Annotated in this window: 14 protein-coding genes and 1 tRNA gene; 8 read left to right on the forward strand and 7 right to left on the reverse strand. The window is 63.5% G+C overall.

Going from position 1 to position 12,075, the window contains the following annotated elements; all coding sequences use genetic code 11:
* Positions 1 to 93 precede the first annotated feature (93 nt).
* On the reverse strand, positions 94 to 315 hold the full coding sequence (locus SO139_RS43510) for a hypothetical protein (RefSeq protein WP_449382465.1): 222 nt from the start codon (positions 313 to 315) through the stop codon (positions 94 to 96).
* Between SO139_RS43510 and SO139_RS43515 the strand changes: the two genes are divergently transcribed.
* Positions 296 to 676: a thiol-disulfide oxidoreductase DCC family protein gene (locus SO139_RS43515; RefSeq protein ID WP_474801763.1), complete on the forward strand. Its 381-nt coding sequence runs from the start codon at positions 296 to 298 to the stop codon at positions 674 to 676. The genes SO139_RS43510 and SO139_RS43515 overlap by 20 nt on opposite strands.
* Before the next feature lie 18 nt (positions 677 to 694).
* On the opposite strand, the gene SO139_RS43520 is transcribed toward SO139_RS43515, so the two are convergent.
* From SO139_RS43520 to SO139_RS43530, 3 genes are all read right to left on the reverse strand, one after another.
* Positions 695 to 931: a hypothetical protein gene (locus SO139_RS43520; RefSeq protein ID WP_449382463.1), complete on the reverse strand. Its 237-nt coding sequence runs from the start codon at positions 929 to 931 to the stop codon at positions 695 to 697.
* Positions 932 to 1,408: 477 nt separating this feature from the next.
* A complete protein-coding gene (locus tag SO139_RS43525; RefSeq protein WP_474801803.1) occupies positions 1,409 to 1,750 on the reverse strand; it encodes a hypothetical protein in 342 nt (113 codons plus the stop codon).
* 143 nt (positions 1,751 to 1,893) lie between these two features.
* Entirely contained in the window at positions 1,894 to 2,844 is a 951-nt protein-coding gene (locus SO139_RS43530; RefSeq protein WP_498541969.1) for an OmpA family protein, read from the reverse strand.
* A gap of 158 nt (positions 2,845 to 3,002) precedes the next feature.
* On the opposite strand from SO139_RS43530, the gene SO139_RS43535 reads away from it, so the two are divergent.
* Positions 3,003 to 3,809, forward strand: coding sequence for a lytic murein transglycosylase (locus SO139_RS43535; protein WP_498541970.1), 807 nt, complete (start codon positions 3,003 to 3,005; stop codon positions 3,807 to 3,809).
* 274 nt (positions 3,810 to 4,083) lie between these two features.
* On the opposite strand, the gene SO139_RS43540 is transcribed toward SO139_RS43535, so the two are convergent.
* Positions 4,084 to 4,914 carry an SDR family NAD(P)-dependent oxidoreductase gene (locus tag SO139_RS43540; RefSeq protein WP_498541971.1) on the reverse strand — a complete coding sequence of 277 codons (831 nt, stop codon included), beginning with the start codon at positions 4,912 to 4,914 and terminating at the stop codon, positions 4,084 to 4,086.
* Positions 4,915 to 5,041: 127 nt separating this feature from the next.
* Here SO139_RS43540 and SO139_RS43545 point away from each other — a divergent pair, with 127 nt between their 5' ends.
* From SO139_RS43545 to SO139_RS43560, 4 genes are all read left to right on the forward strand, one after another.
* The gene (locus SO139_RS43545) at positions 5,042 to 5,416 is read left to right on the forward strand and encodes a response regulator (RefSeq protein ID WP_449382459.1); all 375 of its coding nucleotides are present in this window, start codon (positions 5,042 to 5,044) and stop codon (positions 5,414 to 5,416) included.
* Between the two features lie 53 nt (positions 5,417 to 5,469).
* Entirely contained in the window at positions 5,470 to 6,081 is a 612-nt protein-coding gene (locus tag SO139_RS43550; RefSeq protein ID WP_474801770.1) for a LysE family translocator, read from the forward strand.
* A 611-nt stretch (positions 6,082 to 6,692) separates the two neighbouring features.
* The gene (locus SO139_RS43555) at positions 6,693 to 7,913 is read left to right on the forward strand and encodes a GGDEF domain-containing protein (protein WP_449382457.1); all 1,221 of its coding nucleotides are present in this window, start codon (positions 6,693 to 6,695) and stop codon (positions 7,911 to 7,913) included.
* A gap of 39 nt (positions 7,914 to 7,952) precedes the next feature.
* The gene (locus tag SO139_RS43560) at positions 7,953 to 8,576 is read left to right on the forward strand and encodes a peptidoglycan recognition protein family protein (protein WP_449382456.1); all 624 of its coding nucleotides are present in this window, start codon (positions 7,953 to 7,955) and stop codon (positions 8,574 to 8,576) included.
* A 505-nt stretch (positions 8,577 to 9,081) separates the two neighbouring features.
* Here SO139_RS43560 and rpoH read toward each other — a convergent pair.
* Positions 9,082 to 9,981, reverse strand: a complete 900-nt coding sequence (rpoH, locus tag SO139_RS43565; protein ID WP_449382455.1) for an RNA polymerase sigma factor RpoH — start codon at positions 9,979 to 9,981, stop codon at positions 9,082 to 9,084.
* A gap of 216 nt (positions 9,982 to 10,197) precedes the next feature.
* Positions 10,198 to 11,205, reverse strand: a complete 1,008-nt coding sequence (locus SO139_RS43570) for an RluA family pseudouridine synthase (RefSeq protein ID WP_474801774.1) — start codon at positions 11,203 to 11,205, stop codon at positions 10,198 to 10,200.
* Between SO139_RS43570 and SO139_RS43575 the strand changes: the two genes are divergently transcribed.
* A complete protein-coding gene (locus tag SO139_RS43575; RefSeq protein WP_449382453.1) occupies positions 11,204 to 11,545 on the forward strand; it encodes a hypothetical protein in 342 nt (113 codons plus the stop codon). The genes SO139_RS43570 and SO139_RS43575 overlap by 2 nt on opposite strands.
* Positions 11,546 to 11,831: 286 nt before the next feature.
* Positions 11,832 to 11,906 (forward strand) — tRNA-Glu (locus tag SO139_RS43580).
* Positions 11,907 to 12,075 lie beyond the last annotated feature (169 nt).

Here is a 12,075-nt window from a genome sequence, read left to right on the forward strand (position 1 = left end):
ATTCAGCAACCTCAGTCTGGCCTCAGACCCGGTCGCTATCCACTCCCTATGGAATCTTCGCTGCGCTCGCAATGACGTGGATGGAGCCGAAGCCTACTTCTTCTTCGCTCCAACCCTTTCGATCCGCTCGATCTCCAGCGGCGGGCAGCCGCTCTTCTCCGCGATCTCGCGGTCCTGCTCCCTGATGAAGCTGCGCGCGGGTTCGTCGCCGTCGAGGCCGCCGAGCAGCTCGGAGGGGACACGGCGGTTGGAGCGTTGGTTTGAATATGTTGAGCAATTAACCTGGTAGGCGCGAATGTCTGCTTCCCACTTCACCGTCTGGTACAACACCCGCTGCCCCGTCTGCGATGCCGGCATCGACTGGCAGCGCAACAAGCTGCTCGCGCTGGTGCGGGCGGGCACGGTCGAGTTCAGGGACATCAATGAACAGCCCGATGCGCTGGCGCGCTTCGGCGCCTCGCTCGACGACATCAGGCGGCGCCTGCACGCGACCGATGAAGCCGGCCGGCTCGTCGTTGGCGCGGATGTCGCGATTGCGCTGTGGCAGTTGACGCCGGGCGAGAGGTGGCTTGCGGCGCTGTTCGGCAATCGCGTGGCGCTGCCGTTCACGCGGTTCTTCTATGACCGGTTTGCCGATCTGCTGTTTGCCTGGAACAAGTGGTGCGGGCGCTGGTGAGCGCCGGTCGATGTCTGCCTATTTCTTCTTCGCCCCCACGCGCTCGATCCGCTTGATCTCAAGCGCCGGCCGGCCGGACTTTTCGGCGATCTCGCGGTCCTGCTCTAGGATGAAGCCGCGTGCGGGTTCGTCGCCATCGAGGCCGCTGAGCAATTCGGCAGGCACGCGGCGGTTGGAGCGTTGGGAATCGTCTTCATAGACGACGTTGAAGAAGGCGAATTCGCCTTTGGGGTTAGTTCCGGGTTTTTTGGCCATGGCGGCTTGTCGTCGATCACCGCGCTATAGTCAAATGGCTTTGTGGGCTGCAGGCGGTGAGCGCGGCGCCCGTGGCCGCGCCATCGATCGACGAAACTGTTTGCAAGATGGAAGCGTCAAACGCCGCGTAAGGTCTGGTGCGGCCCTCAGCCTCAATAAACGGCGGGCCGGAAAGCCCGCCGTTTATTTTTGGTCTTCAGCGTCGCCCGGGGCTGGCAGGGACAACAACCTAAAATAGAACTCTATCGCCTGATCGATGTGTTGGCAAGATAAAATTGTGACAGGGCGATGTCGCAGTGAGTGCAACCCACATAAGTTAATCGCCATTCGCGTTTTACGTTTGATTCGAACGAACTTCGCCTCTTGAGCTATGCTGATCACAACGCCGCGATTGGAACTCGCTGCGATTGTGTAGGGCGGCAGCGAACTGCATCAGTTCCATCGCACGTCAATGGTGCATTCGGCTACGTATGCACGCTAACGCACCTCGTCGATCAGCTTCTGCGGTGCCAGGTGCAGCTTTCCGCCGCTGCCGCCGCCGTCATTCTCCTTGCGTCCTTGCGCCATGATGGCGGTCCCCATCGCGGCCGAGCCGAAAGTGACGAGGAAGGAGCCGAGCAGGAGGAGAATCGCGACGACCGGCGAACTGTCGGCGACGATGAGATCACGTAAGTGCGCGGGATTGACGAGCAGCAGCCCGCCGACAAGCAGCGTCGCGGCACAGGCGCCGATCGCGAGGTTGATGGCGAGCAGGCGGAACAGCGGCGCACGCAGGAGCGCGGGGCGGGTTGGGTGAGCAGGTTGTTGGTCGTTGGGCATGACGTACAGCTTTGTCTGCACCGGTGGTTCGAGGTTAGCACCGGCGCGCGAAGCATCAAGCCGTTAGAGGCAGAGTTTCGCGCTCGTCATTCCGGGGCAACCCGAAGGGCCAAGCCCGGAATGACGAGAAAGTTGGTCGGTTTTCATGGCGCCACCAGCTCCACCCGGCGATTGAGGGCGCGGCCGGCGTCCGTCGCGTTGGAGCCGACCGGCGCGAGCAGTCCGACTCCTGCCGTGCGCAGCCTGGTCTGCGCGATACGAAAACTCTTCACGAGCTCGGCCGCGACCGCTTCGGCGCGGCGGCGTGACAGATCGAGATTATAGTCGTAGGCGCCCTGGCTGTCGGTGTGCCCGACAATGAACACGTTGAGCTGCGGCTGGCTGGTCAGCAGCTTTGCAATCTGCTCCAGCGTCGGGCGGCTTTCGGGCTTGAGCACGGCCTTGTCCGTATCGAAATAGATGCCGTAGAGCGCGATGTGTCCGGCCTCGCCAAGGCCTTTCGCCATCGCGGCGGCATCCACCATCTTGTTCTCGATTGCCCCCAACTCTGTGACAGTGAGCTGTGCGAAAATTTCCTGGTTGTTCTGGCTGACGATCACGCTGGCATAGGTCTCGCGGCCGGCGTCGCTCTTGTGGCCTGCATAATAGTGGTAGTTGAAGCCGTCGACCCACATCTGCGGGACCGGCAGCGTATCGATGCTTTCCGTGAAGGGTATGGCGCCGCAGGCATCGGTATCGCAGGCGAGCAGGGTCTCCAAGCCGGCCTTTGCAAGTTGCGTTTCGAAATTTCGGGACACTTCCAGGATCGAGGGGCCGGGACTGGTGCGGTAGGCGATGCGGACGACGCGGCCTTCCAGCCGCCGCGCGTCGGTGGGCTGGCCGTCCCTGAATGCCGCTGCCTGCATCCGCGTCGCGTCGAAATCCTTTGTTACATAGCCCGTGATCACACTGCCTGCGAACCGGCCGACGCCGGGATAGTCTCGGGCACCCGTGACATCGCGCGTCTGCGCGTGCGTCGCGCCGGACATGCCGAGAGAGAGCAGAACAACGATGGCAGGCAATCCGAACGTCTGGCGCGGAATGGGCATGGGCATCTCGTGCGGTTTTGGAGGGCGGGTGGAAGCGCAATGCATTAGTCGCAGCCGCAGCGCGATTGGTTCTGGCGCGGAGCTGGTGCGCCGCTTTGACGCAAGTCCTGTTCCCGGGCATGATCGCGCGCTGCTTCGCGCGAAGATGAGAGGAATCTTTCAACATGCTGAGACTGGGCCTGGCCATCGCATCCGTTGTTCTCGTGGCCGGCGGTTCGGCTAAGGCCGCTCGCTGCGGCGGCGATTTCAACAGCTTCGTCGCCAGCATGGCATCGGAGGCGCAGGCCGCCGGCGTTTCGCCGAGCGTGACCAGTGCAGCCTTCAGCGGGGTGACCGAGGACGGCGCGGTGCTCGCCTTCGACCGGCGCCAGCGCTACACATTCAACAAGAGCTTTGAGCAGTATGTTTCGACCCGCGTCGGTCCCGGACGCATCAATGGCGGCCGCGCGCTGCTCCAGCGCCACGCCGCGCTGCTTTCGCGCATCGAGCAGCAATTCGGCGTGCCCCGGCAGATCCTTGTTGCGATCTGGGGGCTGGAGAGTGATTTCGGCAAGGGTGATATGGGCAAGCTGCCGGTGGTCCGCACGCTCGCAACCCTCGCCCATGATTGCCGACGCACCGAGCTGTTCCAGGGCGAGCTGCTCGCTGCGCTCAAGATCGTGCAGCGCGGCGACCTGCCGCTGCGCGATCTGATCGGGGCCTATGCCGGCGAGATCGGGCAGACGCAGTTCCTGCCGTCGTCCTATATCAAGTACGGCGTCGATTTCGACGGCGACGGTCGCGTCGACCTCCGCCACAGCGCCGCCGACGTGCTCGCCTCGACCGCCAACCTATTGCACACCAACGGCTTCAAGATGGGCCAGCCCTATGGCGAAGGCACCGCCAATTTCGAAGCCATGCGCGAGTGGAACAGGGCGCTGATCTATCGCAAGACCATCGGCTATTTTGCCGATCGGCTGATGGGGCAGTGAGGGCGCAGCTAGCCTCAACCACCATCATTGTGAGCGCAGCGAAGCAATCCAGATTCTTTCCGCGGAGTTAGTCTGGATTGCTTTGTCGCTTTGCTCCTCGCAATGACAACCTTGTGGCAAGCGACATCCACGAGATTAACTGTCATCGCCCGCGAAGGCGGGCGATCCAGTATTCCAGAGCGGTGACTGATACGGCGAAGCCGCGGCGTACTGGATTCCCCGCTTTCGCGGGGAATGACAATGGTGCGTGTGGCACTATCGTCGCGCCACTCGCTCACTTCCCCTGCGCCATCTTCTCCAGCCTTCGTTGCAACGGCTTCCAATACGTCCCCGGCCGGAAGCGTTGCAGGAGATCCATGACGCGGGCGTCGTTGCCGATCAGGATGCGCCGCTCGTTGCGCTCGATGCCCCTGATGATCCGCAGCGCGGCGGCTTTCGGCGTCGTCTTCGCGGCATTCTCGAACCACTCGATCGACTGCGCGTGGCGGGCATTGTCGGTGACGCCAACGCCGGTGCGCGAATTGCGTACGATATTGGTGGCGATGCCGCCGGGGTGCACCACCGACAGCTTCACCGGACTTCCCGCGACCTCAAGCTCATGGCGTAGGCTCTCCGAAAAGCCGCGCACCGCGAACTTCGCGGCCGCATAGGCCGATTGTCCCGGCGGGGCGATGATGCCGAAGCTGGAGGACAGATTGACGACATGTGCCTCCGGTCTTGCCTTCAGATGCGGCAGGAAGGCGCGCGTGCCGTGCACCACGCCCCAGAAATTGATGTTGAACAGCCACTCCATCTGCGCCTGGTCGATCTCCTCGAACGAGCCCAGCAGCGCGACGCCGGCATTGTTGACGAGGATGTTGAGCTCGGGGTGCGCCGCGACCGCCTCGATTGCAAACAGCGCGATCTCGCTCGGCTCTGCGACATCGACGCGATGCACGCTGATCTTGCTTATGCCGCCGATCTCGGCGGCCAGCGCCTTCAGTCCGGCCTCGTCGCGGTCAGCAAGCGCGAGATCGCAGCCGCGCTCGCAGAGCTCGATCGCTAGCGCGCGGCCAATGCCGCTCGCAGCTCCCGTGATGGCGGCGGCACCGCGGATCGCAGTCATGGTGGGCTCCATGGGTTCAAAGAAGGGAACACTACTTACAATATTTGGTCCGGAGCCGAACCAATTCGCGGTTCCTCTTTTAACCTACGATACTTAGGCCCATGACCAGCAATATCAGGAGCAGCCTATGGGACAGGCCCGGCCATTTCGTGCAGTGGCGCTGATTGTCGAGGATGATGCCATGCAGCGCGAGATGCTCAGCCTTCTCTTGGAAGAGAGCGGCTATCACGTCATCCAGTGCGCAAGCGGCGAAGATGCCCGGCACGTTCTCGACGTGGCGGCGGGTACGCTGTGTTTCCTGATGACCGACGTGCAGCTCGCCGGCCGCACAGACGGGGTCGAGCTTGCCCACATCGCGAAGGAACGCAACCCGGGACTGGACGTCGTCGTCACCTCCGGACGTCCGCTGACGCAGTCCTTGCCGGATGGTGCAAAGTTCTGGGCGAAGCCCTGGGCACCGCTCGACGTGCTGCGCGAGGCCGAGATCGCCCAGCTCTCCTGACGGCCGTTCAGGCGTCGTATTGTCACCGTCAGCCGCGGTGATAAGGTCGGGCCATGACCTGGCCCTTCCTGCTCACATCCCTGATCGTGGTCGCTTCGCCTGGCACCGGCGTGCTCTACACGCTGGCTGCGGCCCTGACACGCGGCTCGCGGGCGAGCGTCGCTGCTGCCTTCGGCTGCACGCTCGGCATCGTGCCGCATATGACGGCGGCGATGCTTGGGCTCGCCGCCGTGCTTCACACCAGCGCGCTCGCCTTTGCGATGCTGAAATGGTGCGGGGTCGTCTATCTGCTCTACATGTCCTGGCAGGCTCTGCGCGAAACCGGGGCGCTGGCGGTGGAGGGGCGGATCAAGGAGCGTTCGAGCTGGCGGGTGATTGTCACCGGCTTTTTGATCAACATCCTCAATCCGAAGCTCTCGATCTTCTTCCTCGCTTTCCTGCCGCAGTTCATTGCTGCTGATGAGGCGCATGTGCTGGCGCGGATGCTGGAATTGAGCGGGGTCTTCATGGCGATGACCTTTGCCGTGTTCGTGGTCTACGGCCTGTTTGCCGCCTCCGTCCGCGAGCGCGTCATTTCCCGCCCTCGTGTGATGGCCTGGCTCCGCCGCAGTTTTGCCGCCGGTTTTTCTGTGCTCGGCGCGAGACTGGCGTTCGCGGAGCGGTAGGCGCTTCGCCTTTCCTTAGGGAGAAGGGAGCGAAGCAGCCGACGCTTAGCCAATGAAAAAGCGGGCCTTGTGCCCGCTGTTTTTCGTCTCGTCCGATCTGATGCCCGGGCGGAGCGAGGCTCCACCCGGGCAGAACAAGAAGTAGCGTTACTTCTTCTTCGCCTTCTTCGCCTTCTTCGCCTTCTTCGCCTTCTTCGCTTTCTTAGCCATAGTATCCTCTCAAGGGTTAATGGTGGAACGCGACACGAGGGATGCTCGGCGGAGGGCCAGCCTCGCAACATCCTCGACGCCAAACTCAGCAGATTCGCGGGCGCCTGCCCCGCGCTGTCACGCCGCTGTCATTACGTTATCCACAGCTCAAACGCTCTTATAGGTGATTTCCGTCCGCGAATCCGCCTGCAACCGTCCGCCAGATGCCCGCACGGCATGGCTAACGATCCGCCAACGCGCGCGGCGTTCATCAATCCAAAACCAAGGGCGCGCTTTCGCAGATCGCGGTGAGACTCCGTTAAGCGCGCCGCGCGCATTGTCCTCCGTAACAAGACGGGGATGGTCATGGACGGACGGCTGCCAAACGGAGAGGGCGAGACGACACGTGTCTCGCAGTCGCCATGCTGAGCGTGTCGACACTCTGGATCGTCATCGTCATCAATTTCCTGGCGCTGGGCCTCATCTGGGCCTACGTGGCCAACGCCTATCCCAAGTTCGAGGCGGCACGGTTCTGGACGGCGGCCGCGGTGCTCGCGGCGGTCGGTGCCGGCATCACCATGCTGCGCGGCGTGATGGATCCGCGCTTTCCGTTGATTGCCGGCGGCGGGCTGATGATCTTCTCGTCCTGGCTCGCCTGCATGGGCGTGGCGCGATTCTACAACAAGCCGGTGGCCTGGCGCACGGCGATCGGGATCTCGCTGCTGACCACGGCCGGCCTCGCCGGATTCCTTGTCGTGATCGACTACATGCCCGCGCGTGTCCTGATTTATTCATTGGGACAATCGACGCCGATCGTGATGGTGCTGCCGCTTCTCCTCGGCAAGCAGGATGGCCGGGAAAATCCCGGCGCGCGGCTCGCCGCGATCGTCGCCTTCATGCTGCTGTCTGCGCATCTGATCCGCTCCGTTGCCGCGCTGCTCGGCTTCGGCGGCGCCATCACCGCGATCAATTTCAACGGATTGCAGGCCGCGTTGATCCTGGTGCTGGTATTCCTGGCGATGGCCTGGAATTTCGGCTGCCTGTTGATGGCAATCGAGCGCCTGCGCAACGAGGTCGCCGATCTCGCGCTACTCGACGATCTCACGGGTGTCGCCAACCGGCGGCACCTGTTGCAGCGCCTCACCGAAGAGTGTGCCCGCTCGGAGCGCAGCGGCAAGCCGTTCTCGCTGCTGGTCATCGATCTCGACGGCTTCAAGGCCATCAACGACACCCATGGACATGCTGCGGGCGATGCCTGCCTGCAGCATTTCACCTTGATGGCGCAGACGCGCCTCAGGCCTGGCGACATGCTCGCCCGCACCGGTGGCGACGAGTTCTGTATCGTGCTGCCGTCCTCGACGCAGACCGAGGGCGCGCTGATTGCCCGCCGCGTGCTGGACGTTTGCCGCAGGGATGCCGAGACCTGCGCAGGAGGCGAGATTCCGATCGCGGTCTCGATCGGCATCGCGCAGTGGGAGCGCGGCATCGGTCAATTTCCCGACCGGCTGATGGCGAACGCCGATCATGCGCTCTATGCCGCCAAGAAAAGCGGCAAGAACGATTTCGCGATCTACGATCCAGCGCCACCGCTCCAGCCGGATGCGCTGCAGCTGCTAACGGAAGCGGCACGCAAATTCGCCTGACGCATGTTAGGCTGGAGACGCAACGGACCGCCCCGCCTCATGCTTTCCCGCTTTCTCGCGGCGCTGCTCGCCGCGCTTGCACTGCTGGCTCCGGCCGCCGCAACCGACCCCGACCTTGCCAGACTGGCGCGCTCGTCGGGCACGCCGACGATTCCCGGCCTGAACATGGTCTGGCTCGCGCCCTGGGGCGACGTCGCGGCAGCCCATGCTTGGCACAACATCATCGTGCACCAGACCGAGGGGCCTGCGGGATCGGCCCGCATGGGTGCCCTTGCGCAATCGAAGAACCCGACGCGGCGCGGCGTCACGATATGGGTCGAGACCGACGGAACGGTCTATTGGGCCGTCCCTGAGAACCTCGTTCCGACCCATGGCGATGGCGCCAATCGCAACGACAACACCTTCATCGACAACTCCGCGACTTACCATCGGGTCGTGCGCGACAACTCGATCGGTGTCGAGTTCGCCGGCAATTTTCCGGATGTGACGAGGGGGCCGACCGAGGCGCAGGTTGCGGCATGGCGCATCCTCGTGGCCGTCCTGCGGGCACGCTACGCCATCCCGCTCGACCACGTCTATGCGCACAACTGGATCGACTTCAAGGACGCCCGCTACTGCGAAGGCTGCCGGCTCGCGACCCTGGCGAGGGAGTGGGGCGAATAGGGACCAGCTTCGCGCGTTTTGTTGAGCGCAAGTAACGCCATCATCGCCTGGCTTGATGGCCCGGCGGGCGGGTCCGGACCAAAATGTCGAAAACAACCCCATGCAAAGTAGCCCGGCCGTCGCCGGTGGGGAGCCGCTGAGCGCACCGAAGAGTTTGACCTGTCGCGCAAATAGCCGCGATGGACGCATGGTCGAGCGTACTAGGCGGCGCCAGTGCAACTGGCGACGCCGGGCGAGGTGGACTCGCTCGCGGAGTATTTCCAGGCATTTTACTAACCACAATCACCGCCGTCATCGCCCGGCTCGACCGGGCGATCCAGTACTCCGAGACGGTCGTGATTGAATCGACAAGCCGCGGCGGCCGCGGCGTACTGGATGCCCCGGTCAAACCTGGGCATGACACCGCGAGATTGGTCGCGTTCCACCACACACAAAAAAGCCGGCGTTGCCGCCGGCTTTTAGGTCTCTTCGATCCGCCAATTTCTGGCGCCGGAAAGTCTCGCGCTTAGTGCGCGGCTTCCAGCGCTGCTTGTTCCTGCTTCGCGATGGTGCCCTTGACCGCGGCCTGCACCTTCTCGAAGGCGCGGACCTCGATCTGGCGGACGCGCTCGCGCGAGACGCCGAACTCGGCCGCGAGGTCTTCCAGCGTCATCGGCTCGTCCGCAAGGCGCCGCGCCTCGAAGATGCGGCGTTCACGCGGGTTGAGCACGCCCATGGCGCCGTTCAAGGCGTCACGGCGATGATCGTATTCCTCGTGTTCGGCCATCAAGGCTTCCTGGTTGGGCGAGGTATCGACCAGCCAGTCCTGCCATTCGCCGGCCTCACCGTCGTCGCGGATCGGTGCGTTCAGCGACGCGTCGCCGCCGAGGCGGCGGTTCATGTCGATGACGTCCTGATCGGTGACGCCGAGGCGGCTCGCGATCAGCTTCACCTGGTCGGGGTGCAGATCACCCTCGTCCAGAGCCGAGATCTTGCTCTTCGCCTTGCGCAGGTTGAAGAACAGCTTCTTCTGGTTCGCGGTGGTGCCCATCTTCACGAGCGACCAGGAACGCAGGATGTACTCTTGAATCGACGCCTTGATCCACCACATGGCGTAGGTGGCGAGACGAAAACCCTTTTCGGGCTCGAATCGCTTCACCGCCTGCATCAGGCCGACATTGCCTTCCGAGACAACCTCGGAGATCGGCAGGCCGTAGCCGCGATAGCCCATGGCAATCTTGGCCACGAGGCGGAGGTGGCTGGTGACGAGTTGATGCGCCGCGTCCCGATCGTCATGCTCGCGCCAACGCTTGGCGAGCATGTACTCCTGCTGGGGTTCCAGCATGGGGAATTTGCGGATCTCGGCGAGGTAACGGGAAAGGCCGGATTCTCCATTCAGAACCGGCAACGTAGCTGCACGGGCCATACTTGCGCCCTCCAAAGGTTCAGGCCCCCGATAGCGGCGGGCCAGGCAGACGACCGCTTGGTTAAAGCCAGTCGAGCTGCGATGTTCCGCGTCGATCTTTCAACGCAGGCGCAATATACCTCATCGGGGGGCAATTAGGGAAGGATTGTTGACGTCACGTCCCCGTGTGGCTGCTATAACTTTTTGTAATGTAAAGCTTTTCTGAAGCGGCCTGCGTCATAGCGCCGCTTTTAGCCTCCCCTCGAGGAGAAGCAAATCCTCCGGCAAGGGCTGTTCCCAGTGAAGGAGTTCTCCGCTTCGCGGGTGCTGGATTACCAGCAGATAAGCATGCAGGGCCTGCCGGCCAAGGTCGGCGAGGGCGCCTTGCGATTCCGGCCCGAGCTGGTTCGCCTTGGTCTTGAAGTGCGGGCCGTAGACGGCATCCCCCATCAGGGGGTGGCCGATATGGGACAGGTGGACGCGGATCTGGTGGGTGCGCCCAGTCTCGAGCTCGCAGGCGAGCAGCGCGGCGACCGGCTTGCCGTCGCGTCCGGTAAAGCTCTCCAGGATCTCCCAATGCGTCACCGCTACACGGCCGCTTTGCCTCACCGCCATTTTCTCCCGCGCATGCGGGTGACGGTCGATCGGCGCATCGACCGTACCGCGCTGCCGGTTCGGCACGCCCCAGGCAAAGGCGAGATAGCCACGCCGCATTTCGCCGGTGCGACCATGGTCGGCGAATTGCGCCGATAGCGACTGGTGGGCGAGGTCGTTCTTGGCGACCACCATCAGCCCGGTAGTGTCCTTGTCCAGCCGGTGCACGATGCCGGGCCGGCGTACTCCGCCGATGCCGGACAGCGAGGTGCCGCAATGGGCGATCAGCGCGTTCACCAGCGTGCCCGTCTCGTGGCCGGCGGCCGGGTGCACGACGAGGCCCGCCGGTTTGTTGATGACGATGATGTCGTCGTCCTCGAACACGATATCGAGCGCGATATCCTCAGCCATGGGCTCGGCGGGGGCGGCTTCCGGCACGTCGATTATGATCGTATCGCCGGATGCGACGTGGTAAGCGGGATCGCGGATCGCGGCGGCTTTGAGGCTCACCGCGCCCGCCAGAATCAGGGTTTTCAGCCTTGATCGCGACAGCTCCGGCAGGCGGGCGGCCAGCACCCGATCGAGCCGGGCCGACCCCTCGTCGCCGGCGACGACAACCTCCAACCTTTGCGCTGACCCAGAGCTCTGCATGACGACCGAAACCGCTGTTCCCGAACCGACCTCCGAGCAAGCCGCGCTGTTCGCGCGGGTGCGGCGGATGATGCTGATCGCGGGGTTGACCACGGCGCTGGCAATCTGCGCCGTCCTGATCGCGGTGGGCTACCGCCTTTTCAAGTCCGAGGGAAGGGCGACCGAGGCGTTGAGCGACGTCACCGCCACCGTGCCGAAAGGCGCCAAGATCGTGTCGACCGCGGTTGCCGGCGATCGGCTGGTGGTGACGCTCGATATCGGCGGGGTCACCGAAATCCGCACCTTCGACGCCCACACGCTGAAGCCGGTAGGACGGCTTAAATTTGCCAACGAGCCGTAAGGCGAGCTCGCCGCTGCCGGCCAAGGCAAGCTCGAGAAGCGGCCACATCCTCAAACCGTCGTCCCGGGGCGCGCAAAACGCGCTCTCGTAAAGCGAGATGGTCGCCTGGGATTTGCCGCAACAATGTCTAGCCGGGGTAATCGCGACGAGCGCAAGCGCTCGCGCGGGGGTCCTGGCTTTCGCCAGAACGACACCGAGAAATTAAGCCCGTTCCAATCCGAGTTTCGCAAAGTCGCCCAATCACGCTTGCCGCCAGCGGAATTCGCGGCTATGTCCTGTCCCTCACGCTCCCTTCGTCTAGCGGTTAGGACGCGGCCCTCTCAAGGCTGAAACAGGGGTTCGATTCCCCTAGGGAGCGCCAGCGATTTCAACCGCTTATCTGATTTTTTGAGTTGCTGGCCCCCGGCTTCTCCAACTTTTCTCCAACTCACACCTGCTTCGCGACGTGGGGCAACTCCCCAAGCAGATGTGGGGTCCGGAATGCGGAGGCTCCGCACGAGGGTCTCTGTTCTCATGGGGATACCTAGGGA

The organism is Bradyrhizobium sp. UFLA05-89 (genome assembly GCF_059803475.1).

Bases quoted from the DNA above. Each gene is read 5' to 3' on its own strand.
- SO139_RS43515 (WP_474801763.1), top strand. From the start codon at position 296: ATGTCTGCTTCCCACTTCACCGTCTGGTACAACACCCGCTGCCCCGTC.
- SO139_RS43520 (WP_449382463.1), bottom strand. From the start codon at position 931: ATGGCCAAAAAACCCGGAACTAACCCCAAAGGCGAATTCGCCTTCTTC.
- SO139_RS43525 (WP_474801803.1), bottom strand. From the start codon at position 1,750: ATGCCCAACGACCAACAACCTGCTCACCCAACCCGCCCCGCGCTCCTG.
- SO139_RS43530 (WP_498541969.1), bottom strand. From the start codon at position 2,844: ATGCCCATGCCCATTCCGCGCCAGACGTTCGGATTGCCTGCCATCGTT.
- SO139_RS43535 (WP_498541970.1), top strand. From the start codon at position 3,003: ATGCTGAGACTGGGCCTGGCCATCGCATCCGTTGTTCTCGTGGCCGGC.
- SO139_RS43540 (WP_498541971.1), bottom strand. From the start codon at position 4,914: ATGACTGCGATCCGCGGTGCCGCCGCCATCACGGGAGCTGCGAGCGGC.
- SO139_RS43545 (WP_449382459.1), top strand. From the start codon at position 5,042: ATGGGACAGGCCCGGCCATTTCGTGCAGTGGCGCTGATTGTCGAGGAT.
- SO139_RS43550 (WP_474801770.1), top strand. From the start codon at position 5,470: ATGACCTGGCCCTTCCTGCTCACATCCCTGATCGTGGTCGCTTCGCCT.
- SO139_RS43555 (WP_449382457.1), top strand. From the start codon at position 6,693: ATGCTGAGCGTGTCGACACTCTGGATCGTCATCGTCATCAATTTCCTG.
- SO139_RS43560 (WP_449382456.1), top strand. From the start codon at position 7,953: ATGCTTTCCCGCTTTCTCGCGGCGCTGCTCGCCGCGCTTGCACTGCTG.
- rpoH (WP_449382455.1), bottom strand. From the start codon at position 9,981: ATGGCCCGTGCAGCTACGTTGCCGGTTCTGAATGGAGAATCCGGCCTT.
- SO139_RS43575 (WP_449382453.1), top strand. From the start codon at position 11,204: ATGACGACCGAAACCGCTGTTCCCGAACCGACCTCCGAGCAAGCCGCG.
- SO139_RS43570 (WP_474801774.1), bottom strand. From the start codon at position 11,205: ATGCAGAGCTCTGGGTCAGCGCAAAGGTTGGAGGTTGTCGTCGCCGGC.